Annotated in this window: 25 protein-coding genes; 18 read left to right on the top strand and 7 right to left on the bottom strand. The window is 70.8% G+C overall.

All coding sequences use genetic code 11. The features are described from left to right. Nucleotides 1-32 precede the first annotated feature (32 nt). Complete coding sequence (locus FB557_RS00350) at nt 33-308, top strand: WXG100 family type VII secretion target (RefSeq protein WP_144854611.1); 276 nt, start codon at nt 33-35, stop codon at nt 306-308. A gap of 49 nt (nt 309-357) precedes the next feature. Continuing rightward, on the top strand, nt 358-642 hold the full coding sequence (locus tag FB557_RS00345; protein WP_144854609.1) for a WXG100 family type VII secretion target: 285 nt from the start codon (nt 358-360) through the stop codon (nt 640-642). A gap of 111 nt (nt 643-753) precedes the next feature. Here FB557_RS00345 and FB557_RS00340 read toward each other — a convergent pair whose 3' ends face one another. The 4 genes from FB557_RS00340 to FB557_RS14260 form a co-directional block, all read right to left on the bottom strand. Continuing rightward, nucleotides 754-972: a biotin/lipoyl-binding carrier protein gene (locus FB557_RS00340; RefSeq protein ID WP_144854607.1), complete on the bottom strand. Its 219-nt coding sequence runs from the start codon at nt 970-972 to the stop codon at nt 754-756. 340 nt (nt 973-1,312) lie between these two features. Next, complete coding sequence (locus FB557_RS00335; RefSeq protein WP_144854605.1) at nt 1,313-2,404, bottom strand: inositol-3-phosphate synthase; 1,092 nt, start codon at nt 2,402-2,404, stop codon at nt 1,313-1,315. 62 nt (nt 2,405-2,466) lie between these two features. Next, nucleotides 2,467-3,045: a PadR family transcriptional regulator gene (locus FB557_RS00330; protein ID WP_144854603.1), complete on the bottom strand. Its 579-nt coding sequence runs from the start codon at nt 3,043-3,045 to the stop codon at nt 2,467-2,469. A gap of 300 nt (nt 3,046-3,345) precedes the next feature. Next, nucleotides 3,346-3,708, bottom strand: coding sequence for a hypothetical protein (locus tag FB557_RS14260; protein WP_211356445.1), 363 nt, complete (start codon nt 3,706-3,708; stop codon nt 3,346-3,348). Nucleotides 3,709-3,739: 31 nt separating this feature from the next. Between FB557_RS14260 and FB557_RS00320 the strand changes: the two genes are divergently transcribed. The 10 genes from FB557_RS00320 (at nt 3,740) to FB557_RS00275 (ending at nt 12,600) form a co-directional block, all read left to right on the top strand. Next, nucleotides 3,740-4,003 (top strand): hypothetical protein, encoded by a 264-nt coding sequence (locus FB557_RS00320; RefSeq protein ID WP_144854599.1) that lies wholly within the window; start codon nt 3,740-3,742, stop codon nt 4,001-4,003. Between the two features lie 105 nt (nt 4,004-4,108). Beyond that, nucleotides 4,109-6,460 (top strand): transglycosylase domain-containing protein, encoded by a 2,352-nt coding sequence (locus FB557_RS00315; RefSeq protein WP_144854597.1) that lies wholly within the window; start codon nt 4,109-4,111, stop codon nt 6,458-6,460. Nucleotides 6,461-6,492: 32 nt separating this feature from the next. After that, nucleotides 6,493-7,869, top strand: coding sequence for a hypothetical protein (locus FB557_RS00310; protein WP_144854595.1), 1,377 nt, complete (start codon nt 6,493-6,495; stop codon nt 7,867-7,869). 32 nt (nt 7,870-7,901) lie between these two features. Continuing rightward, complete coding sequence (gene rpsF, locus FB557_RS00305; RefSeq protein WP_144854593.1) at nt 7,902-8,189, top strand: 30S ribosomal protein S6; 288 nt, start codon at nt 7,902-7,904, stop codon at nt 8,187-8,189. 82 nt (nt 8,190-8,271) lie between these two features. Further along, a complete protein-coding gene (locus tag FB557_RS00300) occupies nt 8,272-8,865 on the top strand; it encodes a single-stranded DNA-binding protein (protein WP_144854591.1) in 594 nt (197 codons plus the stop codon). An 89-nt stretch (nt 8,866-8,954) separates the two neighbouring features. Next, on the top strand, nt 8,955-9,191 hold the full coding sequence (rpsR, locus tag FB557_RS00295) for a 30S ribosomal protein S18 (protein WP_144854589.1): 237 nt from the start codon (nt 8,955-8,957) through the stop codon (nt 9,189-9,191). Nucleotides 9,192-9,213: 22 nt separating this feature from the next. Further along, the gene (rplI, locus tag FB557_RS00290; RefSeq protein ID WP_144854587.1) at nt 9,214-9,660 is read left to right on the top strand and encodes a 50S ribosomal protein L9; all 447 of its coding nucleotides are present in this window, start codon (nt 9,214-9,216) and stop codon (nt 9,658-9,660) included. 201 nt (nt 9,661-9,861) lie between these two features. Further along, the gene (locus FB557_RS00285) at nt 9,862-10,422 is read left to right on the top strand and encodes a hypothetical protein (RefSeq protein ID WP_144854585.1); all 561 of its coding nucleotides are present in this window, start codon (nt 9,862-9,864) and stop codon (nt 10,420-10,422) included. A gap of 5 nt (nt 10,423-10,427) precedes the next feature. After that, entirely contained in the window at nt 10,428-11,018 is a 591-nt protein-coding gene (locus tag FB557_RS00280; protein WP_144854584.1) for an OmpA family protein, read from the top strand. Between the two features lie 37 nt (nt 11,019-11,055). After that, nucleotides 11,056-12,600, top strand: a complete 1,545-nt coding sequence (locus tag FB557_RS00275; RefSeq protein ID WP_144854582.1) for a gamma-glutamyltransferase — start codon at nt 11,056-11,058, stop codon at nt 12,598-12,600. A 297-nt stretch (nt 12,601-12,897) separates the two neighbouring features. On the opposite strand, the gene FB557_RS00270 is transcribed toward FB557_RS00275, so the two are convergent. The 3 genes from FB557_RS00270 to FB557_RS00260 form a co-directional block, all read right to left on the bottom strand. Continuing rightward, the gene (locus tag FB557_RS00270) at nt 12,898-14,589 is read right to left on the bottom strand and encodes an alanine/glycine:cation symporter family protein (RefSeq protein ID WP_144854580.1); all 1,692 of its coding nucleotides are present in this window, start codon (nt 14,587-14,589) and stop codon (nt 12,898-12,900) included. 135 nt (nt 14,590-14,724) lie between these two features. Continuing rightward, nucleotides 14,725-15,051, bottom strand: coding sequence for a rhodanese-like domain-containing protein (locus FB557_RS00265; RefSeq protein WP_144854578.1), 327 nt, complete (start codon nt 15,049-15,051; stop codon nt 14,725-14,727). Between the two features lie 25 nt (nt 15,052-15,076). After that, nucleotides 15,077-16,423, bottom strand: a complete 1,347-nt coding sequence (locus tag FB557_RS00260; RefSeq protein WP_246074253.1) for an MATE family efflux transporter — start codon at nt 16,421-16,423, stop codon at nt 15,077-15,079. A gap of 363 nt (nt 16,424-16,786) precedes the next feature. Here FB557_RS00260 and FB557_RS00255 point away from each other — a divergent pair, with 363 nt between their 5' ends. Genes FB557_RS00255 through FB557_RS00230 form a run of 6 tightly spaced genes read left to right on the top strand, consistent with a single transcriptional unit; the run spans nt 16,787 to nt 21,853 of the window. After that, the gene (locus FB557_RS00255) at nt 16,787-17,797 is read left to right on the top strand and encodes an AAA family ATPase (protein WP_144854576.1); all 1,011 of its coding nucleotides are present in this window, start codon (nt 16,787-16,789) and stop codon (nt 17,795-17,797) included. A gap of 14 nt (nt 17,798-17,811) precedes the next feature. Next, complete coding sequence (locus tag FB557_RS00250) at nt 17,812-18,693, top strand: DUF58 domain-containing protein (RefSeq protein ID WP_144854574.1); 882 nt, start codon at nt 17,812-17,814, stop codon at nt 18,691-18,693. Continuing rightward, nucleotides 18,683-19,153 (top strand): hypothetical protein, encoded by a 471-nt coding sequence (locus FB557_RS00245; RefSeq protein WP_144854572.1) that lies wholly within the window; start codon nt 18,683-18,685, stop codon nt 19,151-19,153. Before FB557_RS00250 ends, FB557_RS00245 begins: the two co-directional genes overlap by 11 nt. Then, nucleotides 19,144-20,127 (top strand): VWA domain-containing protein, encoded by a 984-nt coding sequence (locus tag FB557_RS00240; RefSeq protein WP_144854570.1) that lies wholly within the window; start codon nt 19,144-19,146, stop codon nt 20,125-20,127. Before FB557_RS00245 ends, FB557_RS00240 begins: the two co-directional genes overlap by 10 nt. Beyond that, on the top strand, nt 20,124-21,107 hold the full coding sequence (locus tag FB557_RS00235) for a vWA domain-containing protein (RefSeq protein WP_170236133.1): 984 nt from the start codon (nt 20,124-20,126) through the stop codon (nt 21,105-21,107). The genes FB557_RS00240 and FB557_RS00235 overlap by 4 nt, the downstream gene beginning before the upstream one ends. Further along, nucleotides 21,104-21,853, top strand: a complete 750-nt coding sequence (locus FB557_RS00230) for a hypothetical protein (RefSeq protein WP_144854565.1) — start codon at nt 21,104-21,106, stop codon at nt 21,851-21,853. Before FB557_RS00235 ends, FB557_RS00230 begins: the two co-directional genes overlap by 4 nt. Nucleotides 21,854-21,870: the final 17 nt, after the last annotated feature.

The raw sequence follows: 21,870 nt of genomic DNA, 5'->3' as shown, positions 1-21,870 counted from the left end.
GGCACCGCCGCCACAGTGATGAGGAGGCTCGAATGAGCGCTTGGAAGGGCATGAACGTCGCGCAGGTCCAGAAGGAAGGACGCGACCTCGACCGGATCGCCGGCGAGCTGAAGCGGATCTCTGGGGAGCTCGACAAGGAGGTCCGTGAGATCGACACCAACTGGAACGGTGAGGACTCCAAGAAGTTCGTCCAGGAGTGGGAGGGCGAGCACAAGGGCAAGATCGAGGCCGCCATCCGCCTCCTCCAGGACATGTCGGAGAAGGTCGAGCGCAACGCCCGCGGCCAGCAGGACACCTCGAACGCCTGACCCCAGGCACTCATCACCCACCTGAACCTCACACGAAGGGGAGCACACCATGGCTAACGTCCAGCAGGGAATGAACACCGAGGCCGTCCGCTCGTCGGCCGGCATCATCAAGAAGAAGGCTGCCGAGATCGAGGCCAAGTCCTCCGAGGCGCAGAAGGTCGCCGGTCAGCTCAAGCAGGACTGGCTCGGCAACGACAGCGACCAGTTCCAGAACGACTGGCAGCAGGCGAAGAAGAAGATCGACCTCGTCGCCACCGAGCTGCAGCGCTTCGCCAAGGCGGCGACCACGCAGGCGGACGACCAGGACAAGCGGTCCTCCAACGACAACGGCTGACCACGCCGCGTCGGATCACGGCGAAGGGGTGCAGGGCAGGGGCCTGCACCCCTTCGCCGTGCCCGTGCCCCCCTTCGCACCTGCCAAGGTTCGTACCCACCGGGGAAGGGCTCAGTCGTCGAGGACGACGAGCACCTCACCCTCCTGGACGACGTCACCGGCCTCGACCCGCACCGCGGTAACGGTGCCGGCGACCTCGGTGAGCACCGGGATCTCCATCTTCATCGACTCCAGCAGGAGCACCTCGTCGCCCGGCTCCACCGACTGGCCGGCCGCGACGTGCACGGCGATGACATTGGCGACGAGCTCGGACTCCACGACGTGACGCATGCCACACAGGGTACGGCGCCGTCGGGGCGGCTCCCCTCGAGGCCTCGCGCCGCGAAAGGGGGTGTGCGGGCTCAGCGCTCCTGCTCGATGAGCAGCGCCTCGTGCTCGCTCCACCGCGCGGGCGGCTCGTACCTCGCGACCACGCTCCTCCGCTGCGCTCTCAGCGCTCCTGCTCGATGAGCAGCGCCTCGTGCTCGCTCCGCCGCGCGGGCGGCTCGTACCTCACCGACCACGCTCCTCCGCTGCGCTCTCAGCGCTCCTGCTCGATAAGGATCGCCTCGTGCTCGCTCCGCCGCGCGGGCGGCTCGTACCTCACCGACCACGCTCCTCCGCTGCGCTCTCAGCGCTCCTCGGTGCCGGCGATGAAGGCCTCGAGCTTCGCCCGGCCCTCGGTGTCCTCACGCTGCTCCGGCGGGGACTTCATGAGGTAGCTGCTCGCGGACAGCAGGGCGCCGCCGATGCCGCGGTCCTTGGCGATCTTCGCCGCCCGGATCGCGTCGATGATGATGCCCGCGGAGTTGGGGGAGTCCCACACCTCGAGCTTGTACTCGAGGTTCAGCGGGACGTCACCGAAGGCGCGACCCTCGAGGCGGACGTAGGCCCACTTGCGGTCGTCGAGCCAGGCGACGTAGTCGGACGGGCCGATGTGGACGTTGCGGTCGTCCTTCTTGCCCGAGAGGGGGCCCTCGAGGTTGGAGGTCACCGCCTGGGTCTTGGAGACCTTCTTGGACTCCAGCCGCTCGCGCTCGAGCATGTTCTTGAAGTCCATGTTGCCGCCGACGTTGAGCTGGTAGGTCCGGTCCAGGACCACCCCGCGCTGCTCGAAGAGCTTGGCCATGACCCGGTGGGTGATCGTCGCCCCGACCTGGCTCTTGATGTCGTCACCGATGATCGGCACGCCCGCGTCCTCGAACTTCTTCGCCCACACCGGGTCCGAGGCGATGAAGACCGGCAGCGCGTTGACGAAGGCGACACCGGCGTCGATCGCGCACTGCGCGTAGAACTTGTCGGCCTCCTCAGAGCCCACCGGCAGGTAGGAGACGAGCACGTCGACCTGCGCGTCCTGGAGCGCCTGGACGACGTCGACCGGCTCGGCCGGGGACTCGTCGATCGTCATCGCGTAGTACTTGCCGATCCCGTCCAGGGTCGGACCACGCTGGACCTCGACGCCCGAGGTCGGTACCTCGGCGATGGTGATCGTGTTGTTCTCGCTGGCGTTGATCGCCTCGGAGAGATCCTTGCCGACCTTCTTGTCGTCGACGTCGAAGGCGGCGACGAACTCAACGTCGCTCACGTGGTACTCGCCGAACTGGACGTGCATCAGGCCGGGGACCGAGGCGTCGGCGGCCGCGTCCTTGTAGTACTCGACGCCCTGGACCAGCGAGCTGGCGCAGTTGCCTACGCCGACGATGGCGACGCGGATCGAACTCATGAGGTGCTCCTTGTGTGAACGGGTTCTGCTGAGGTGATGAGGGACGGGAGGGGCGAAGGGGGTCAGTGCTGGCTTGCTCCGTCGGTCGGCGGTGGTGGGCCCGGCGGGCGGTGCTCCGCGTCGATCAGCTCGGTGAGCCAGCGCACCTCCCGCTCCGTGGCCTCCTCGCCGTGCCGTTGAAGGGCCGCGGTCCAAGAGTCCATGCGCTCGCGAGAGCGAAGGGAGGCCTCCCGCATGGTCTGCAGACGCTCCTCGAGGCGGGACCGGCGGCCTTCGAGGATCCGCAGGCGCACGTCCCGGTCGGTGCGCGAGAAGAAGGCCACCCGCACGTCGAAGCCGTCGTCGTCCCAGGCGGCCGGGTCGGCGAGGCGAGCGCGGCTGTCGAACTCCCTTCGCCCGGCGTCGGTGATCGCGTAGGTGATCCTCGGACGGCGGCCCGCCGGTGCCGGCGCACTCGCGTCCTCGACGATCCATTCGTTGGCGAGAAGGTCCTTCAGGCAGGGGTAGAGCGTGCCGAACGACAGCGCCCGGAAGGCGCCCAGCGCCGCGTTGAGCCGACGCCGCAGCTCGTAGCCGTGCATCGGGGACTCGTGCAGCAGGCCGAGGACGGCGAAGTCGAGCAGCTGTCGCCGTCGTGCCACCACTGCCTCTCCTCACGGTCGTCTGGTCCGATCACGCTCACCGCGTCGTCACGGTGACGAGTCGGGGAACGACAGACAGTACAACAGATGTATCGGCACGATAGATCGACACTCAGCGGATCGGTGAATCACCAGGTCACAGGGCTGTGCCAGGGACCGCTGGACCTGGCGGAGCGGGCCGATGAGGTCTCCTTCGACGCGGAGGCCTGGGTAGCGAGCGTGGGCGCTGGATCTGCATCCTCCGCCAGCGCTGCGTCCGACGGGTCGGCAAGCCAGGGTGCTGCGCACTCCGCTGGGGTGTCAGGCACCTCCGGGGGGCTCGGGAGCGGCGCGGTGATCGGCGGACTGGGCCTGGTCGGCCTTGCCGCGGCGGCCGTGGTGGCGGTCGCCGTCGTCGACGACGAGCCCGAGCCGCCCCGAGCCGCCCAGCTCGCCCCCTTCGCCCCGGTCCCCTGTGTCGTCCTGGTCCGCCCCGTCGAGCGGGTCCACCTCGACCAGCCGTACCACGACGAGCACGTCACCGAGCGGCGACGCGACCGTCCCGTCATCGTCCACCGCGACCCCTCCTCCCCCGGCGAGGCCCACCCCGACGTCTACCTCGCCCTCCACGACGACCCCGCCCCCGACGAGCTCACCGAGCCCGCCGGCCGCCCCGCAGGTCACGGTCGTCCAGGGCCAGCAGGTCGGTGGCGGCGTGGTGTGCGGTGATCTCCTCAGGTCCTGCTACGAGGTCGACGCGGTCATCGAGGGTCTCGAGCCGGGGTCCTACGACGTCCGCTGCGAGGTCGCCGTCCTCGGAGTGCTCGTGATGTCTCGCACGTCAGCGGTCGAGCTGGGCGTGGACCCGAGCACCGTCCCGACCGGGTGCGTCGCCGACCCCACGCTCGACCCGGTGATCGAGGTCCAGGTTCGTCGCGCGGATGTCGTCGTCGCGTCGAGCGGGCGGGTCCGCTGGTAGGCCCTCACCCCCTTCGCGCGACGCTCGACCTCGGCCCGCGTCCAGGCCGAAGGGTCATACTGGTACGAGCCGTCATGGCACCCCGATCCATAGGAAGTCTCTGCAATGCCCTCATCTTTCAGCCGCGGTGACGCGCGCACCACGCGCACGCGACGCCGCAAGACCTCGCGTCGCAGGGGATTCCTCCGGTGGCTCGGCCTGGCCCTGCTGGCCCTCGTCGTCACCGGTCTGGCCGCGCTGGGCATCGCCTACGCCACCACCGACATCCCGGAGCCGAACGAGCGGGCGACGCAGCAGACCTCGATCCTCTACTACGCCGACGGCAAGACCGAGATGGACCGCATCGCCGAGGTCAACCGCGAGGTGGTCTCCATCGACAAGGTGCCCGAGCACGTGCGCCAGGCCTTCCTTGCCGCCGAGGACCGCAGCTTCTACGAGAACGAGGGGATCTCGCCGAAGGGGATCGCCCGCGCGGTGTGGGTCGCGATCCGAGGTGGTGAGCAGCAGGGTGGCTCGACGATCACCCAGCAGTACGTCAAGAATTTCTACCTCACCCCCGAGCGGACCCTGACCCGCAAGGCCAAGGAGCTGCTCATCTCGGTCAAGATCGACAACGAGCTGAGCAAGGACGAGATCCTCCAGGACTACCTCAACACGATCTACTTCGGGCGCAACGCCGACGGCATCCAGTCGGCGTCCAAGGCCTACTTCGGCAAGGACGTCAGCAAGCTCACCCCGAGCGAAGGGGCGTTCCTCGCCTCGGTCATCCGCGGGCCCTCGCTCTACGACCCGCGGCTCGGCGAGGAGCAGAAGGAGCTGGCCCAGGGCCGGTGGGAGTACGTCGTCGACGCCATGGCCGAGCAGGGCTGGCTCACCGCAGAGGAGCGGGAGAAGGCGGCCTTCCCGGACACGGTGAAGATCAACGAGAAGCGGGGACGCAGCGACGAGATTGGCTTCATCACCGAAGAGGTCCGGGACGAGCTGCGCGGCAAGCTCAAGCTCAGCGACGCGCAGATCGCCAAGGGCGGGTTCAAGATCGTCACGACGATCGACAAGCAGGCCCAGAAGGCCTCGTCCACGGCGGTGGAGAACCTGCGCCCGGAAGGGGAGAAGGCCAAGGACCTGCACATCGGGCTGGTGTCCATCGCCCCCGGCGACGGCGCGGTCCGCGCGATGTACGGCGGGGCGAAGTTCGGCGAGAGCAGCTACTTCAACGACGCCATCGACGGCAAGATGCAGGCCGGCTCGACGATGAAGCCCTTCACGATGATCGCGGCGCTGGACAAGGGCATCCCGCTGTCGACGGTCTACTCCGGCGCCAGCCCGTACTACAACAAGGCCTTCGTCTACGACCAGCCCGATGCGACCGCGATCCAGAAGGCCGGGGGCGTGGTCAACTACAACAACACCAGCTACGGGCCGGTAAACATGCGCACAGCGACGCAGAAGTCGATCAACACCTACTACGCCCAGCTCAACCTCGCGGTGACCCCCAAGGCGAGCGCCGAGGCGGCGAAGGCCGCAGGGGTGCGCGGGTTCAACGGCACCGAGGAGGTCGACCTGAGCACCGCCCCGAGCAGCGTCTTCGGCACCGACGCGGTCCGGGTCCTCGACATGGCCAACGCCTACGCGACGATCGCCGCGCAGGGCAACCGGTCCACCCCGTACTTCATCCACTCGGTCAAGGGTGAGGGCGAGTACAAGATCGACTACACGGTGAAGAAGGACGTCCGCAAGGCCTTCCCCCAGGACGTCGCCCGCGACGCGATCCAGGCGATGAGCCAGGTCGGGACCGCCGGCGGCACCGCCTACCCGACTGCGGCGAACCTCGGCCGACCGCTCGCCGGCAAGACCGGGACCACGTCGGACAACTACGCTGCGTGGTTCACCGGATTCACGCCCGGCCAGCTGTCCACGGCGGTCGGGATCTACAAGGGTGACGGCTCGCTGCAGGAGAAGAACCAGCTCGTCGGCATCGGTCAGTACTCCGAGATCACCGGCGGCACCCTGCCCGCCCAGATCTGGACGCAGTTCATGATCGGCGCCCTCGAGGGCAAGAAGGTCGAGCAGCTGCCGCCCCCGGGCAACGTCCAGTACCGGCCGCAGTCGAGCAGCACGCCGCCGACCTACCAGCCCCCGGCGCCGCCCCCACCGCCCTCGACCACCCAAGCGCCGCAGCCGACGACCACGCAGAAGTCGTCCTCAAGCACCTCGTCGAAGAGCTCGTCGAGCACCTCGTCCAGCTCGACCACGAAGGAGTCCTCGTCGAGCAGCACGACGAAGGAGTCGCCGTCGTCGACCACGACACCGAAGCCGTCAAGCTCCTCCACCCCGCCGCCGTCGTCCTCGACGCCACCACCGACGTCGACGCCGCCCCCTTCGCCGTCGCCACCGAAGCCGTCGACACCCAGCCCAAGCCGGACCTCTGAGCCGGCCACGGGCTCCGGGGGCGGCTGACGTCGGTGCCCCAGGATGTGCTGCCGGCGCGGGTGAGCGCTGTCATCGGCGGGGTGCGCGGACGGCACGCGTCGGCGCGCTCCGGCGGCCTCGCGCACCTGCTCGCTCTCATCGCGGGGCTGAGCGCGCTGCCGATGGTCGCCGCGGTTGCGCGGCAGGGCCACTGCGTGGCGAAGGGGTGGAACGGCGACGAGCAGTTCTGGCGGGGCTGCTTCTCGGACCTGCCCGCGCAGCACCAGATCGCCGGGCTCGACCGCGGCCTGGGCGGCTGGATCGCCGGTGACCTCGGCCTGGAGCAGCTTCCTCTGCTCTCCGGCGCGATGGCCCTCGTCGCCGAGCTGGTGCCCGATGGCGGCTGGCTGGACAGCTCACGCTGGTACCTCGCCCTGTGGGCGGTCATCGTCGCCGCGCTCGTCGCGTCCGGCGTCGTCGCGATCGGGCTGACCCGCCCCGACCGGCTCGACCTCGCGACCCAGGCAGCGCTCAGCCCGGTCTACGTCGTGGCCGCGCTGCTCAGCGCCGACATGCTCGTCGTCGCCCTCGTCCTGTGGTCGATGTGGGCCTGGTCGGCGCGGCGAGCCGGACTGACCGGGGTGCTGCTCGGGCTGGCGATGCTCGGGCACGCCTGGGTGTGGGGGGTGGCGCTAGCGCTCGTGGGGGCCGCGCTGGCGCGGGAGCGCAGGGCTGAGCTGGCGCGCGCGCTCGGGACCGCCCTCGCCGTGGTCGCCGGCGCGGGCGCGGTCCTGCTCGCGCTCACCCCTTCGCTCGTCACCGCCCCGGTGCGGGCGTGGTGGGCGATGGGCTCGGGCTACGGCTCGCCCTGGCACGTCCCGGCGCTGCTGGGCTCCGCGCTGCCGGCCTGGTCGACGACGACCTTGACGGCGCTGGGGGCGCTCGCCGCGGCGATCCTGGGCCTGGCTCTCCTCCGGCGCCCCGGCCGGGTGCCGTCGTGGGCGCAGCTGGCTGCGGTCGTCGTCCCGGTGCTGGCGATCACCGGCAAGGCGACCCCGGTGCAGGCCGCGCTGTGGGTGGTGCCGCTGGCGATCCTCGCGGGCGTCTCGTGGCGCACGCACCTCCTGGTGGTCGCCGTCGAGGCGGTCCACGCGAGCGCGCTGTGGCTCTACATCGGCGGCCTCACCGACGCCGACAAGGGCCTGCCGGCGCAGTGGTACGCCGTCGTGATCCTCGCCCGGGTCGTGGCCTGGGGTCTGCTGCTGTGGTCGCTGTGGGCGACGCCGGAGGAGACGGCCGTCGAGGGCGAAGGAGGTGTCTCCGGCTCCTCGTCGACACCGAGGATTTCCGGGGCCGCCGCCGCGCCCGCTACCCTGGACCGGTTGCCCGCTTCGAGCACGCCTGTGCCCGCTGCCGGGCAGCGCCGCATCAACCCTCCTGTCACGGAGAGACCGTGACCGACTCAGACCGAAGGAGGCGGGTTATCAGCATGCGTCAGTACGAGCTCATGGTCATCTTCGACCCCGAGCTGGACGAGCGGAACATCGCTCCGACCCTCGACAAGTTCCTCACCGTCGTCACCAAGGACGGCGGCACCGTGGACGAGGTCGACCACTGGGGTCGTCGCCGTCTGGCCTACGAGATCAACAAGAAGCCCGAGGGCATCTACGCCGTCGCGACCATCACCTGCGAGCCGGCCACGAGCAAGGAGCTCGACCGTCAGCTCGGCCTCAACGAGCAGGTCCTGCGGACCAAGCTCCTCCGCGTCGACGCCTGAGATCAGGCTCGACGCACGGCGTTGTCGGTGGCTACCGGCACGCTGACCCGGACACGATCACCGATCGAGAAGGAACCCGGACATGGCAGGCGACACCGTCATCACGATCATCGGCAACCTCACCGCCGACCCCGAGCTGCGCTTCACCCCCAACGGTGCTGCGGTGGCGAACTTCACCGTGGCGAGCACGCCGCGCTCGTTCGACCGGCAGACCAACGAGTGGAAGGACGGGGAGACCCTCTTCATGCGCTGCTCGGTGTGGCGCGAGGCGGCGGAGAACGTCGCGGAGTCGCTGACCAAGGGCGCGCGCGTCGTCGTCCAGGGCCGGCTCGTCTCCCGCTCGTGGGAGGACAAGGAGACCGGCCAGCGCCGCTCCGTCATGGAGATGCAGGCCGACGAGGTCGGCCCGTCGCTGCGGTACGCCACGGCCAAGGTCACCAAGACCCAGCGCGGTGGTGGCCAGGGCGGCGGCTCCTGGGGCGGCGGCTCCGGTGGCCAGGGCGGCCAGAGTCAAGGCGGCGGCTTCGGCGGCCAGTCCGACGACCCGTGGGCGGCCGGCAACCAGGGCGGCCAGGGCGGCCAGGGCGGCTTCGGCGGCCAGGGCGGTCAGGGCGGACAGCCCGGCGGCCAGGGCGGCTGGGGCAACGCGCCGAGCTACGACGAGCCCCCCTTCTGATCGGTCCCCGTCCGGGGCCCGACATCCCTCATTCACCACCCATCCCGAGGACCAACCTCGGGCTCACCTAGATCAAGGAGAGCACCACGATGGCCAAGCCCGTTGTGCGCAAGCCCAAGAAGAAGGCCAACCCGCTGAAGGCGGCGAAGGTCGAGAACATCGACTACAAGGACGCGGCCCTGCTGCGCAAGTTCATCTCCGACCGCGGCAAGATCCGCGCCCGCCGCGTGACCGGCGTCTCCGTGCAGGAGCAGCGCCTCATCGCCACGGCCGTGAAGAACGCCCGAGAGATGGCGCTGCTGCCGTACTCGTCCACCAACCGCTGATCGAGAGAAGGAGACGAACGCGATGAAGGTCATCCTCACTCACGAGGTCAGCAACCTCGGTGCCCCCGGCGACGTCGTCGAGGTCAAGCCGGGCTACGCCCGCAACTTCCTCTTCCGCCGTGGCCTGGCCACCCAGTGGACCAAGGGCGCGCAGAAGCAGGTCGACGCGCTCGCCGCCGGCCGTCAGGCGCGCGCCGTGAAGTCGCTCGAGGAGGCGCAGTCGGTCAAGGGCAACCTCGAGGCGAAGACTTACTCGGTCAGCGCCCACGCCAGCGACTCCGGTCGCCTCTTCGGTGCGGTGACAAGCAAGGAGATCGCCGAGGCGGTCGCCGCCGACGGTGGCCTGCAGATCGACCGCCGCACGGTCGAGATCCCCGACCCGATCAAGTCGACCGGCCCGGCGACGGCTCTGGTCCGCCTCCACCCGGAGGTCCAGGCCACGGTTCAGCTCGAGGTCGTCGCCGGCTGAGCGAGTCGGCAACCACCCCCACAGGCCCCGTCGGATGACTCCGGCGGGGCCTGCGCCGTTCCCTGCCAGGGGAGTGCTCCCCATCGCGCTGCCCGAGCGGTCCTCGTTATCCTGGGCCACAGGCGCACGGCACCGGCCGGCGAGCAAGGATCTCAGGGGTTGACGATGACGAAGTCCATATCTGTTCGAGCGGCGGCTGCGATGGCTGGCGCGACCGTTCTGCTCGGGGGATGCTCCCTCGTCGAGGACGCCACCGGCTCGGGTGAAGAGAGCAGCGCATCGAGCGAGGGGTCCGCAGCGGGTGAGAGCGCCGACGGTTCGGTGACCGGTGACGAGAGCGGTGCCAAGCAGGCCGGGATCGATCTGGAGAACCCGCCGAAGCCGATCGCCGAGGTGACCGTTCGACCGAGCGGAGACGACGACATCGACTCCACGAAGATCGAGCTGCTCGAGCTGCGTCGCGACGACAACGTCATGCTCGCGACCTTCCGCCTCACTGGGGACGGTCGCGGCAACGAGTCCAAGACCATGAGCCGGCTGCTTGGATACTCCAGCTTCGAGCCGGTCTTCATCGACATGGACAAGCTAGAGAAGTACAGCAACGTCTCCGACCTCACGAGCTCGAACAACGCCAAGGCACCGCTCGGAGAGCCGGTCTACGCCTTCACCGCGTTCCCGCTGCCGAGGGACGGGGTGACCTCGATGAATCTGCAGATGACTCGGGGAGCACCCACCGTCGACGACATCCCGATGCCGGAGTGAGCGCGATGAGCTCGCGCCACCACACCCACGTCGTCGTCGGCGGGCTCGCCGTGCTCGCGCTGGCCGTTGGCGTACCGACTGCCGCGATGGCCGACACGGAGGACTGGCTCTCCATCGACAACCTCCCCGGCGTGACCGACGCGGACCTCGAGGACCACATCCGATCGATCGACGTCCCGGACATCGACCCGGTCTCGGTCCCGGACATCAAGCCCTTCGAGCCTGAGGTGACCAGCGATGGAGGGGATACCGTCGTCAGCCTCGATACCGACGTCCTCTTCGACTTCGGTAAGGCCGATCTGGGTGACGGGGCCAAAGACGCCGTGGCAGAGGCGGTGGAGGACGTCCCGGACGGCGCGAAGGTCCGGGTCGAGGGTCACACCGACTCGGTCGGCCCTGACCGCGAGAACCAGGCGCTGTCCAAGCAGCGGGCCCAGGCCGTGGCCGACGCGATCGCGGCGTCCCGCGATGACCTCGACCTCACCGTGGCCGGCAAGGGTGAGAAGGACCCGGTCGAGCCGAACAGCCAGGGTGGCAAGGACAACCCGGCCGGTCGGGAGAAGAACCGGCGGGTCGAGATCCGCTACGCAGACTGACTGCTCACGACCTGGCCGGGCTGCATACGATCGGCGCATGACCGCTCGTCTCGCCGCCGTCGCCGCCCCCAACGCGTCCGCCGCGCGGGCCGGGGTCAGGACGGCCGAGGCGGGGGGCAACGCGGTCGACATCGCGCTCGCGTCGATGCTCGTGGCGATGACGACCGAGCCCGGCATCGTCAGCTCGATGGGTAGCGCCTTCATCACCGTGTGGGCGAAGGGGGAGGACCCGGTCGTCATCGACGGCAACGTCGTCATGGCCGGCAAGGGTCGCCCCGACTCCGCCTTCGGCGGAGGCTTGCGCGATGTCACGACGACCTACGGCGGCGGGGTGAGCATGAAGGTGGGGCACGGCTCGGTCGCGGTCCCCGGAGCGTGGGCCGGGATGGGCACCGCGCACGAGCGCTTCGGCTCCCTCCCCTTCGCCGAGGTGCTGCGACCCGCCATCGACCAGGCGCGCGAAGGGTTCGCGGTCGGCCAGGCCGGCGCGTCCTACCTGGCCCTCGTCGGCCACGACATCTACGGCTGGTGCCCGGACAGCGCGGCCCGGCTCGTCCCGGACGGGGTGGTGGTGACCGCCGGCCAGCACGTCGTCGACGACGAGCTGGCGCAGACCTACGAGCACATCGCGGCAGCAGGCTGGCGCGACGTGTACACCGGTGACCTGGCCCAGCGGCTGGTCGCCGACATGGACGCCCACGGCGGACTGGTCTCGAGCGAGGACCTCGCCACCTACGAGGCGCAGGTGCGCACCCCCCTTCGCGTGGGTCTCGAGGACTGGGACCTCGCGACCAACCCACCGCCCTCGGTCGGCGGGCCGATGCTCTCGCTCATGCTCACCGCCCTGGCGAGCAGGCGCCGCCGGGACTGGAGCGACATCATCGAGATCCAGCGGGCGGTCCTCTCCTACCGGCGCGGGGTGCACGACGTGAGCCCGGACCTAGAGGAGGCGGGCTGGCGAGCGCTCGAGCAGGCCCAGCGCTACGGCCTCGAGGGGCTGCCGACCTCGCCGAACACCGCCCACGTCTCGGTGGTCGATGCCGACGGCAACGGGTGCGCCTTCACCGCCTCGGCGGGGTACGGCTCGGGTGCCGTCGTGCCGGGGACCGGGCTGCAGCTGAACAACTCGCTCGGCGAGCTGGAGCTGAACCGGCTCGGGGTGCACGCGCTGGCCCCGGGAACGCCGCTGGCGTCCAACATGGCGCCGTCGGTCGCCCGCACCCACGACGGACGAGTGCTGGCCATCGGATCGCCCGGCGCCGACCGGATCACGACCGCCCTGATGCAGGTGCTGAACCAGGGCTGCCTGCACGGGGCCGACCTGCAGGAGGCGATCGACGCCCCCCGGGTGCACGTCAAGGTCGGCGGCGCGCTCGAGCGCACCGCCCAGGTCGACCACGAGAGCGACCCCGGCATCGAGGTCGCGGTCGCCGCGAGCGGCCTGCCCAGCTACGACCACGGCCCTCGCTCGATGTACTTCGGCGGCGTGGGCGCGGCCTACCTGCGCGAGGACGGCGAGCTCGAGGCCGCGGCCGACCCCCGGCGCGACTCCACCGCCCTGGTCACCCCCACCTCGGCCTGACCGCCCACCCCACCTGACCGCCCACCCCCACCTGACCGCCCACCCCCCCCACCTGATCCACCCCCTTCGCAGATCCCCGGGGAGCCTCAGACGGACGGTCACCCTCTTCGCGGCCCCATCCACTCGCAGATCCCCGGGGAGCCTCAGACGAACGGTCACCCTCTTCGCGACCCCAACCACTCGCAGATCCCCGGGGAGCCTCAGACGAACGGTCACCCGGGCAGACATGAAACCGCCCCCAGGACCACGCTGTCCTGGGGGCGGTTGTCTTGAGTAGCCGCGGCTACCGCGTCGCCGTCACCGGTCGTCGCCGGGGTGGCGGGTGCCTCCGCGAGCCCGGTCCTCCATCGAGAGGCCACTGTCGTGGAGGTTGTCGGACTCCATCCGCGGCAGCTCGCCGGTGTTGTCGTGCTGCTCGCGGATCGCGGCCAGCTCGGCCTCGTCCGCAGCGCCCAGCTCGTAGAGACGACCCGACTTACGGTCGGCGAGGTAGGCGTTCATCTCCTTCTTGATCTCCGGGAGCAGGAAGTACAGACCCAGGAGGTTGACGAACCCGCAGATGAAGAGGAAGGAGTCGGTGAGCTCGAGGACCTTGCCGAAGGTGAGCAGGGTCCCGACGAGGGTGAAGGTCACGAAGATCAGCTTGTAGATGAGGATCCCGGTCCGGTTGTGACCGAAGAAGTACTCCCATGCCTTCTGGCCGTAGTAGCTCCACGTGATGAGGGTGGAGAAGGCGAAGAGAGCGACCATGACCGTGAGGATCACGGGGAACTGCGGCAGGAAGGTCTCGAACGCGTCGCTGGTGAGCAGAACGCCGTCGGGGGCGCCTTCACCGGCCTTGACCTGCTCGATGCCACCACGGAAGGACGGGGCGTCGGCGATGATGATCGTCAGCGCCGTCATCGTGCAGATGACGACGGTGTCGATGAAGGGCTCCAGCAGGGCCACGAAGCCCTCCGAGACCGGCCGGGTCGTCTTCACCGCGGAGTGCGCGATCGGCGCCGAACCGAGCCCGGCCTCGTTGGAGAAGGCCGCACGCTGGAAGCCGACGATCAGCACACCGACGAGACCGCCTAGGCCCGCTTCGGGGCTGAACGCACCGCTGATGATCTCGCCGAAGGCCGACGGGATGTGGCTGATGTTGGAGAAGATGACGATGAGGCAGGCGATGACGTAGCCGATGCCCATGATCGGGACGAGCCTGCTCGTCACCGTCGCGATCGACTTGATGCCACCGAGGATCACCGCACCGACGAGGGCGGCGAGCGCCAGGCCGAAGACAAAGGCCGAGCCGTCGGAGCCGAGGTAGCCGTCGTCGCCACCGGTGACCTGACGAGCCTGGGCGAAGGTCTGGTTGGCCTGGAACATGTTGCCGCCACCGACGCCGAAGAAGAAGATCGCGATGGCGAAGATGCCGGTGAGGATCGCAGCGGGGGCCTTGCCGAACCGGCCGAAGGCGACCGGCAGGTACTTGAAGGGTCCACCGGAGACGGTTCCGTCGTCGTTGACGGTGCGGTACTTCACGCCGAGGGTGCACTCGGCGAACTTCGTCGCCATGCCGAGCAGGCCGCACACGATCATCCAGAAGGTCGCACCCGCGCCACCGAGGGCCAGCGCCGCGCCGACACCGGCGATGTTGCCCAGGCCCACGGTGCCCGAGAGAGCCGAGGAGAGTGCCTGGAAGTGGGTGATCTCGCCGGGATCGTCAGGGCGGGAGAACTTGCCGCGGACAACCTCGGTCGCGAGCTTGAAGGCCCGGAACTGCACGAACCCGAAGTACGTCGAGATGATGATGCCGGCGGCGACGAGCCAGAGCACGACGATCGGCAACGATGTCCCGCCGGGGAGCGGGATCGCGTAGAAGACGATGGCGCCGAGCCAGTCAGCGAACGGTCCGAAGACACCGTTGACGGCGTCCTCGACGGACTTCAGGGCACCGCTGTCAGCAGACGGCGGTGTGAGCAGGGGTGATGCTTGTGGCGTCAACATGCCCCCGAGGGAACCGCACACCGCGCCGGCCCGCAACGAAACCGCGCACTCCGTGACGGGTCTGTGACCTCCCGCACATCATCGGAGCGTCGCGAAGGGGGATGAGCCCCCGGGCCGCGGGAACCTGCGGCCGGGTCAGGAGACCGTCGGCTCCCCGCCGGACTCGGCCACCATCTCCTTGCCGGCACCCTGCCAGGCCTGCATCCCGCCGGCCACGTTGCGCACCTCGAAGCCGTTGCCCCGCAGCCACTCCACCGCCCGGCCGGACCGGCCGCCCGAGCGGCAGACCACCGGCAGGCCGCCGTCGACGGAGGGCAGCTCCTCGGTGCGGGTCGACAGCTCGCCGAGGGGGATGTGCACCGCGCCCGGCGCGTGCCCCGCCGTCCACTCGTCCGGCTCGCGCACGTCGAGCATGACTGCGTCGTCGGCCAGCTCGCTCACCTGCAGCTCGTCATCGCTCATGCCCCCATCGTGGCACGCTCGCGGCTCATCGCACCGCTCCGGTGACCATCCACCCCTCGCCGCGCACCCGCCACCACAGCGTCGCCCAGCGCACGAGCATGAAGCCGGTGAAGCCCACCCACAGCACCGCCAGCCCCTCCGCGGCGCCGCGCCCCTGCGCCATCTCGCGGGCCAGCCACAGCATCGGCAGGTACGCGAGGAGCACAACGGTCCCCGCGACCGCGAGCCATCGTCCGTCGCCCGCTCCGATGAGCACGCCGTCGACGACGAAGACGACCCCGGACAACGGCTGCCCGGCCGCGACCACGAGGAGGGCGGCCGCGATGGCCGCTCTCACCCCTTCGTCGCTGGTGAAGGCGACCGGCAGCACCCGGTGGGCCGCCGCGACGATCAGGCCGAGGACCACCCCGCACCACAGACCCCACCGGGTCATCGTCGTCGTCGCCTCGCGGACCGCGGCCCGGTCGCCCTGCCCGAGGGCGCGCCCGGTGAGGGCCTGCGCGGCGATGGCAAGGGCGTCGAGGGCGAAGGTGAGGGTCGACCAGATCGTCATCGTCACCTGGTGCGCCGCGAGCGGCACGTCGCCGAGTTGGGCGGCGACGGTGACGGTGAGCAGCAGCACCGCCCGCAGCGCGAGGGTGCGCACGAGCAGCGGCACCCCGTCGCGGGCGGCCCTCACCACGCCACCGAGGCGAAGCCGGGCGGACGCGCCCTCGCGCCGCGCGCGGCGGGCGACGACGGTGACCAGGGCCAGCGCCATGCCGACCTGGGCGATCACCGTGCCCCACGCGGCGCCGGCGATGCCGAGCCCGACCCCGTGGACGAGGGCGATGTTGAGCGCGGCGTTGGCGCCGAAGCCGACGGTGGCCACGACCAGCGGCGTCGTCGTGTCGAGCAGGCCTCGGAGCACGCCGGTGGCGGCGAGCACGACGAGCATCGCGGGCAGCCCAAGGGCACTGATGCGCAGATAGGTGGTGGCCTGGTCCAGGACGGCCGGGGACCCGCCGACGGCAGCGGCGAAGGGGTGAGCCCAGGTCGCGCAGACCACCGCGGCGAGCGAGCCGAGGAGGAGGGCGAGCCAGACCCCGGACCACCCGTCCTCGATCGCCTGGCGCTGCTCGCCCGCGCCGAGGCGGCGGGCGACCGCGCCGGTCGTGCCGTAGGCGAGGAAGACGAACAGGCCGGAGAGGGTGAGCAGGACCGCGCTCGCCGCGCCGAGGCCGGCCAGTGGCGCGACGCCGAGCCGGCCGACGACGGCCGAGTCGACGAGGAGGAAGAGAGGCTCGGCGACGAGGGCGAGGAAGGCGGGGACGGCCAGGCGCAGGATCTCTCGCGAGCTCGTGTCCGCGAGCCTGGGCGCGTCGTCGGTCACGACGCCCCAGCCTACGGCGGCTCGATCAGCAGGGGTTGAGCCGGATCGGCCAGAGGTCGAGGCTCGCTCCGCCGCTGGTCGCAGGGGTCGGACGAGGTACCGGACCCGATGATCTTCGTGCCCTTGTACAGGACCTTGAAGTTTGTGTTGCCGAAGGCAAGCGTCTCGACAAAGGCGCCGTTGGTACCCGCGTCGAGATCGGCGAAGGGAGGAGGTCGGTCACCGACGCCGGGCCGCCACCTTGGGTGAAGGTCAGTTCACTGCGCGACCACAGCCTCTTCGGTGCCGTTCGAGTTTGGTTCGGAACCCACCTCGCTGGGCCACGGCTCGGTCCGCGGGAGGCGGCGCGCCTACCATGGCGCGATGACCGAGTCATCGACGCGCCCGGCCGAGCGCGAGCAGAGAAGCGGAGCCGCGGCGCGGGCGGGGGAGCTCGTCGCCTCGATCGAGCGCAATCTCGACCGCCGGGTCGTCGGGCAGCAACGGCTGCGCGAGACCCTGCTCATCTCGCTGCTCACCGGCGGGCACGTCCTGCTCGAGTCCGTGCCCGGCCTGGCCAAGACCACTGCTGCGCGAGCCCTCGCCACCTCGATCGGCGGCAGCTTCAAGCGGATCCAGTGCACCCCTGACCTGCTGCCGAGCGACATCGTCGGCACGCAGATCTACGACGCCGGCCAGGGCGCCTTCGTCACCCGGCTCGGACCGGTGCACGCCAACTTCGTCCTGCTCGACGAGATCAACCGCAGCTCGGCCAAGACGCAGTCGGCGATGCTCGAGGCGATGCAGGAGCGGCAGACCTCGATCGGCGGGACGGTCTACCCGGTCCCGCAGCCCTTCCTCGTCCTCGCGACGCAGAACCCGATCGAGCAGGAGGGCACCTACGAGCTGCCCGAGGCCCAGCTCGACCGCTTCCAGCTCAAGGACGTGCTCGACTACCCCACGCCGGCCGAGGAGGCCGAGGTCGTCCGCCGGGTCGACTCCGGTGTCTTCGACGACGACGACCAGGCGGCGATCGACCTCGACCAGGCGCGCGAGCTGCAACGGCTCACCGCCGGGGTCTACCTCGACCAGGCGGTGCTCGACTACATCACCTACATCGTCGCCGCGACCCGGCGGGCCGGCGAGGTGCTCCCGCCCGACCTCGCCCGGTACGTCGAGGTCGGTGCCTCCCCGAGGGCCTCGATCGCCTTCGCCCGCGCGAGCCGCGCGAGCGCGCTGCTCCAGGGACGCGACCACGTCATCCCCGAGGACGTGCGCCACCTCGCCCACCGGGTGCTGCGCCACCGGGTGCTGCTCACCTACGAGGCGCTCGCGGACGGCGTCCGCGTCGAGCAGGTCGTCGACGCGGTGGTCCGCGCCGTGCGCACGCCCTGACCCCCCCTTCGCCCATGGGTGCACTGGTCAAGGAGATCAAGGCGCGGCTGTCGATCCACGTCCGCCGCCGCTCTCTCGCCCTGCTCGAGGGCGGCTACGCCTCGATCCACAAGGGCCGCTCGATGGACTTCGACGACCTGCGCGAGTACACCGCCGGCGACGACGTGCGCGACATCGACTGGAAGGCCACCGCCCGGCACGGCTCGACCCTGATCAAGCGCTATGTCGCCGAGCGGCACTTCGGGCTCGTCATCGTCCTCCCCGGCGGTCGGGAGATGAGCGCCACCACTCCCGCGGGTGAGCGCAAGGTCGACGTCGCGGTCACCGCCGCGGGAGCACTCGGCTGGCTCGCCGTCCGGCACGGCGACGAGGTGTCGATGGTCTCCGGGGCTCCCGGGCAGATCCACGCGACCCGGTCGCGCGCGGGTGAGGCGCACCTCGAGTCGTTGCTGCAGGAGATGCACGCCCGGTGCCACGACGACTCCGAGCCTGGCGACCTCGTGGGCCTCCTCGGTCACGTCGCCAGGCACGTCACCGGCCGCAAGATCCTCCTTGTCATCGCCGACGACGGCGCGGTGGCGCGCGACCTTGAGCCGGTGCTGCGCGAGCTGCGGGTGCGCCACGAGCTGCTCTGGGTGAGCGTCGGCGACATCGACCCGACCGCGGTGCCGGCCGGGGCCCAGGTCCGGGACGTGACCTCGGACCACCTGCTGCCGGCGCTGGTCGAGATCTCACCCGAGCTGGGCCGGTCCTTCGCCGAGGCCGAGACGGCCCGTCGCGAGGAGCTCGCGACCCTGCTGCGGCGGCTCGGCGCGTCAGCCGCCCGGCTGGAATCCCGCGACGACGTCGTGCCCGCCCTCATCCGGCTGCTGGAGCGCAGGCGCCGTGGACGCTGACCCGACCTACCTCGGACCGGGGACCTACGGCCTGCTCTGGCCCGTCCTCGGTGGCCTGCTGCTGCTCGCCCTGCTCGTGTGGGCCGGCCTGATCTACCTCTCTACCCGCCCGCCGGAGGAGCCGCGGCGGGCTCCCATGCCACCCGACGCGGTGACCCGGATCCGGCAGGCCGCGCTCGGGCGGATCGACGAGGTCGAGCAGCATGTGCACTCCGGTGGGCTCTCCGCGCGGGGCGGTCACCACGAGCTCTCCCTCGTCGTGCGCGGCTTCGCCGCCGAGGTGGCCGGGCTCGATGCGGACCGGATGACCGCCGCGGACCTGCGAGCCCGCGGTCCGGAGCACCTTGCGCGGCTCATCGAGGAGTACTACCCGCGTCAGTTCGGCGCGGCCGAGAGCGAGCCCCCGACGATCGACGCCTCGGCGCGCGCGGCCCGAGAGGTGGTCTCGGGATGGACCTGAGGTGGTGGTGGCTGGGCCTTGCCCTGGTCCTCGCGGCTGCGGTAACCGCGGTGCTCGCCTGGCGCCGGGCGCGGCAGGGCCGCAGCGGTGAGGTGGTGCGCGCTGCCCACACCGGTCGGCTCACCCGGCTGGCGGCGTACCAGAACGCCCTCTCCCGCCTCAGGCTGCAGCTCGCGGCGCTCGCCGTCCTGCTCACCCTCGTCGTCCTGCCGGCCGCGTGGGCGGCCTCCCGCCCCGCCGACTCGGAGCTGTCCTCACCGGAGCGGCGCAACCGCGACATCATGCTGTGCCTGGACGTGTCGGGGTCGATGTTCGTCACCGACCAGGCGATCCTGCGCTCCTTCGCCAATCTCGCGACCGGCTTCGAGGGCGAGCGGATCGGGCTGGTCCTCTTCGACGCTCAGGCGGTCACCGCCTTCCCGCTCACCGACGACTACGACCTGGTGAGGACCCAGCTGGAGGAGTACGCCGACGGCTTCGCCACCTTCGGCGCCGACGGGTCACGCGACCCGCAGGCGGGTACGTGGAACCCGAGCATCCAGGGAACCTCGCTCATCCCCGACGGCGTCGCCAGCTGCACCCAGGCCTTCGACCACCCGGAGGAGGAGCGGCCGCGTGCGATCGTCCTCGGTACCGACAACCTCGTCGCTGGCGAAGGGGTGTACACGCACGAGGAGGCGTTCGGCCTCGCGCAGGAGCAGGGGGTGCGGGTCTATGCCCTCGACCCCGGCTTCTCGGGTCGGCCGCACGAGCAGCTCAGCACGCTGACCGAGCAGACCGGGGGGCGGACCTATCAGCTGGAGGACCCCGAGGCGGTCACCCAGATCACCGAGGAGATCCAGCGGCTCGAGGCGGCACGGCTGCCCGAGCGTGAGCCGGCGCTCCTGCGGGTGGATGCCCCGCGCTGGCCCATGCTGGCGCTCGCCGTCGCGTTGCTGGCGTACCTGGGGCTGGCATGGAGGTGGCGGCGATGACCGGGCTTGCATTGCAACCGCTGCTGCCGTGGCCGCTGGCCCTGGCTGTCGGGCTGCTGCTCGTGGGGGCGGCGGTGGCGGGGCTCGTGACCAGGCCGCAGCGACGGCTGCAGTGGGCGCTGCGGGTCGCGACGGCCGGTCTCGTCGCTATCGGTCTGCTAGGGCCGGGCGTGGCCGGGGGCGACGCGCAGCAGGCGGGTCGCCTCGTCAACGTCTGGTTCGTCGCCGACACGACGAGCTCGTCGGTGGCCCGGGACTATCGCGGCGACCAGCCGCGCCTGGAGGGTTACCGTGACGACGTGGCCAAGATCGCCCGGCTCATGCCCGGCGCCCGCTTCTCGGTCATCACCTTCGACTCCTCCGCGCGGACCGAGATGCCGCTTACGACGGACACGACCGCCCTTCGCACCGCCATGCAGACGATGCGCCAGGAGCTGACCACCTACTCGACCGGGTCCTCGGTCTCGGCGGCCCGCGAGGAGCTGGGCCGCAGCCTCGAGCAGTCGCGTGAGCGGTACCCGGAGCGGGCGCGGGTGGTGTTCTACCTCGGGGACGGGGAGCAGACCAACGGGCAGGCGCCGGCGCCGATGGACCTTGCCGAGCTCGTCGACGGGGGTGCGGTGCTCGGGTACGGCACGAGCGAAGGGGGACCGATGGAGCAGCGCAGCAGCTCTGGCGGTGACGAGGGGGACATCGAGACCGACGACGGTCAGGTGGCGATCAGCTCGATCGACGAGGCCCAGCTTCGCGCGATAGCCGACCAGCTCGGCGTGCCGTACGTGAGTCGCAACGACGGCGGCGACATCTCGCCGGCGCTGCAGCAGGCCCGCCCGAGCGAGGTCGTCGAGGATGCGCTCGGGACGAGCCCCGGGCGGGTCTCGCTGGTCTGGGTGCTGGCCACCCTGGCCGCGCTCCTCATGCTGCTCGACGTCACGGTGCTCGCGCGCGACCTGGCGCGACTGAGGGGGGTTCGGTCATGACCGACCGTCCGTGGATCCGGCGCCAGTGGCGGCTGGTCGCCGTGTGTGCCCTGCCGATGCTTTTCGTGCTGCTCGTCGCGCTCAAGCTGCTCTCCCTGCCCGTGCTGACCTCGTCCGCCGGCGACGCACACGCCGCGGGCGACGGCGCCGGGGTACGCGGCGCGGGGGAGAAGCTCGGCGTGGTCAACGTGGTCCAGCGCTGGCGGGCGCCGTACGTCGAGGGGACCGGCCGGTCGATGGCAGGGGATCTCGACGGGGGCCGAGCCGACCTCGAGCGGGCGCTCGGGCTGACCGGGTCACCACCGGAGGACTGCACCGTGCGGACCAACCTCGTGCTCACCGTCGAGGCTCAGTCCGTGGCGGCGGGCGAAGGGGGTGACGACGAGGCGCGGCAGCGCCTCGCCGACGAGGCGTTGGCTCTCATCGACGAGGGCCCGCAGGGGTGCCTCGACGGGTCCGACGACGGCAACGGCGGCCAGGCGGGCGAGACGCAGCGGGCGGCCAAGGAGCGGCTCGAGGGCGGCGAAGACGAGGACGGCGACTCCGGCGAGGGCGAGCCCGAGGAGTCCGAGCAGGGCGAGGAACCCGCGCCGCAGGACTCACCGACCCAGTCACCGGAGGAGCAGGCCAAGGAGGAAGAGCTGCAGGAGCGCAACCGCTCCGGCCAGAGCGAGGCCGAGGCGAAGGAGCGCCGCGACGAGGCCGAGCGCAGCTCCGACGGCGGTTTCGTCGAGAAGCCCTGGTGACCCCCTTCGCCCCGCAC

The sequence above is a fragment of the Marihabitans asiaticum genome (genome assembly GCF_007828725.1).
Taxonomy (GTDB): Bacteria; Actinomycetota; Actinomycetes; order Actinomycetales; family Dermatophilaceae; genus Marihabitans; species Marihabitans asiaticum.
Note: the sequence above shows the minus strand (reverse complement) of the source record. Positions and strands in the feature narration are given on the sequence as shown.

Excerpts from the sequence above, each read along its gene's own strand:
- FB557_RS00350 (WP_144854611.1), top strand. The coding sequence starts at position 33 with ATGAGCGCTTGGAAGGGCATGAACGTCGCGCAGGTCCAGAAGGAAGGA.
- FB557_RS00345 (WP_144854609.1), top strand. The coding sequence starts at position 358 with ATGGCTAACGTCCAGCAGGGAATGAACACCGAGGCCGTCCGCTCGTCG.
- FB557_RS00340 (WP_144854607.1), bottom strand. The coding sequence starts at position 972 with ATGCGTCACGTCGTGGAGTCCGAGCTCGTCGCCAATGTCATCGCCGTG.
- FB557_RS00335 (WP_144854605.1), bottom strand. The coding sequence starts at position 2,404 with ATGAGTTCGATCCGCGTCGCCATCGTCGGCGTAGGCAACTGCGCCAGC.
- FB557_RS00315 (WP_144854597.1), top strand. The coding sequence starts at position 4,109 with ATGCCCTCATCTTTCAGCCGCGGTGACGCGCGCACCACGCGCACGCGA.
- rpsF (WP_144854593.1), top strand. The coding sequence starts at position 7,902 with ATGCGTCAGTACGAGCTCATGGTCATCTTCGACCCCGAGCTGGACGAG.
- FB557_RS00300 (WP_144854591.1), top strand. The coding sequence starts at position 8,272 with ATGGCAGGCGACACCGTCATCACGATCATCGGCAACCTCACCGCCGAC.
- rpsR (WP_144854589.1), top strand. The coding sequence starts at position 8,955 with ATGGCCAAGCCCGTTGTGCGCAAGCCCAAGAAGAAGGCCAACCCGCTG.
- rplI (WP_144854587.1), top strand. The coding sequence starts at position 9,214 with ATGAAGGTCATCCTCACTCACGAGGTCAGCAACCTCGGTGCCCCCGGC.
- FB557_RS00285 (WP_144854585.1), top strand. The coding sequence starts at position 9,862 with ATGGCTGGCGCGACCGTTCTGCTCGGGGGATGCTCCCTCGTCGAGGAC.
- FB557_RS00280 (WP_144854584.1), top strand. The coding sequence starts at position 10,428 with ATGAGCTCGCGCCACCACACCCACGTCGTCGTCGGCGGGCTCGCCGTG.
- FB557_RS00275 (WP_144854582.1), top strand. The coding sequence starts at position 11,056 with ATGACCGCTCGTCTCGCCGCCGTCGCCGCCCCCAACGCGTCCGCCGCG.
- FB557_RS00270 (WP_144854580.1), bottom strand. The coding sequence starts at position 14,589 with ATGTTGACGCCACAAGCATCACCCCTGCTCACACCGCCGTCTGCTGAC.
- FB557_RS00265 (WP_144854578.1), bottom strand. The coding sequence starts at position 15,051 with ATGAGCGATGACGAGCTGCAGGTGAGCGAGCTGGCCGACGACGCAGTC.
- FB557_RS00255 (WP_144854576.1), top strand. The coding sequence starts at position 16,787 with ATGACCGAGTCATCGACGCGCCCGGCCGAGCGCGAGCAGAGAAGCGGA.
- FB557_RS00250 (WP_144854574.1), top strand. The coding sequence starts at position 17,812 with ATGGGTGCACTGGTCAAGGAGATCAAGGCGCGGCTGTCGATCCACGTC.
- FB557_RS00240 (WP_144854570.1), top strand. The coding sequence starts at position 19,144 with ATGGACCTGAGGTGGTGGTGGCTGGGCCTTGCCCTGGTCCTCGCGGCT.
- FB557_RS00235 (WP_170236133.1), top strand. The coding sequence starts at position 20,124 with ATGACCGGGCTTGCATTGCAACCGCTGCTGCCGTGGCCGCTGGCCCTG.
- FB557_RS00230 (WP_144854565.1), top strand. The coding sequence starts at position 21,104 with ATGACCGACCGTCCGTGGATCCGGCGCCAGTGGCGGCTGGTCGCCGTG.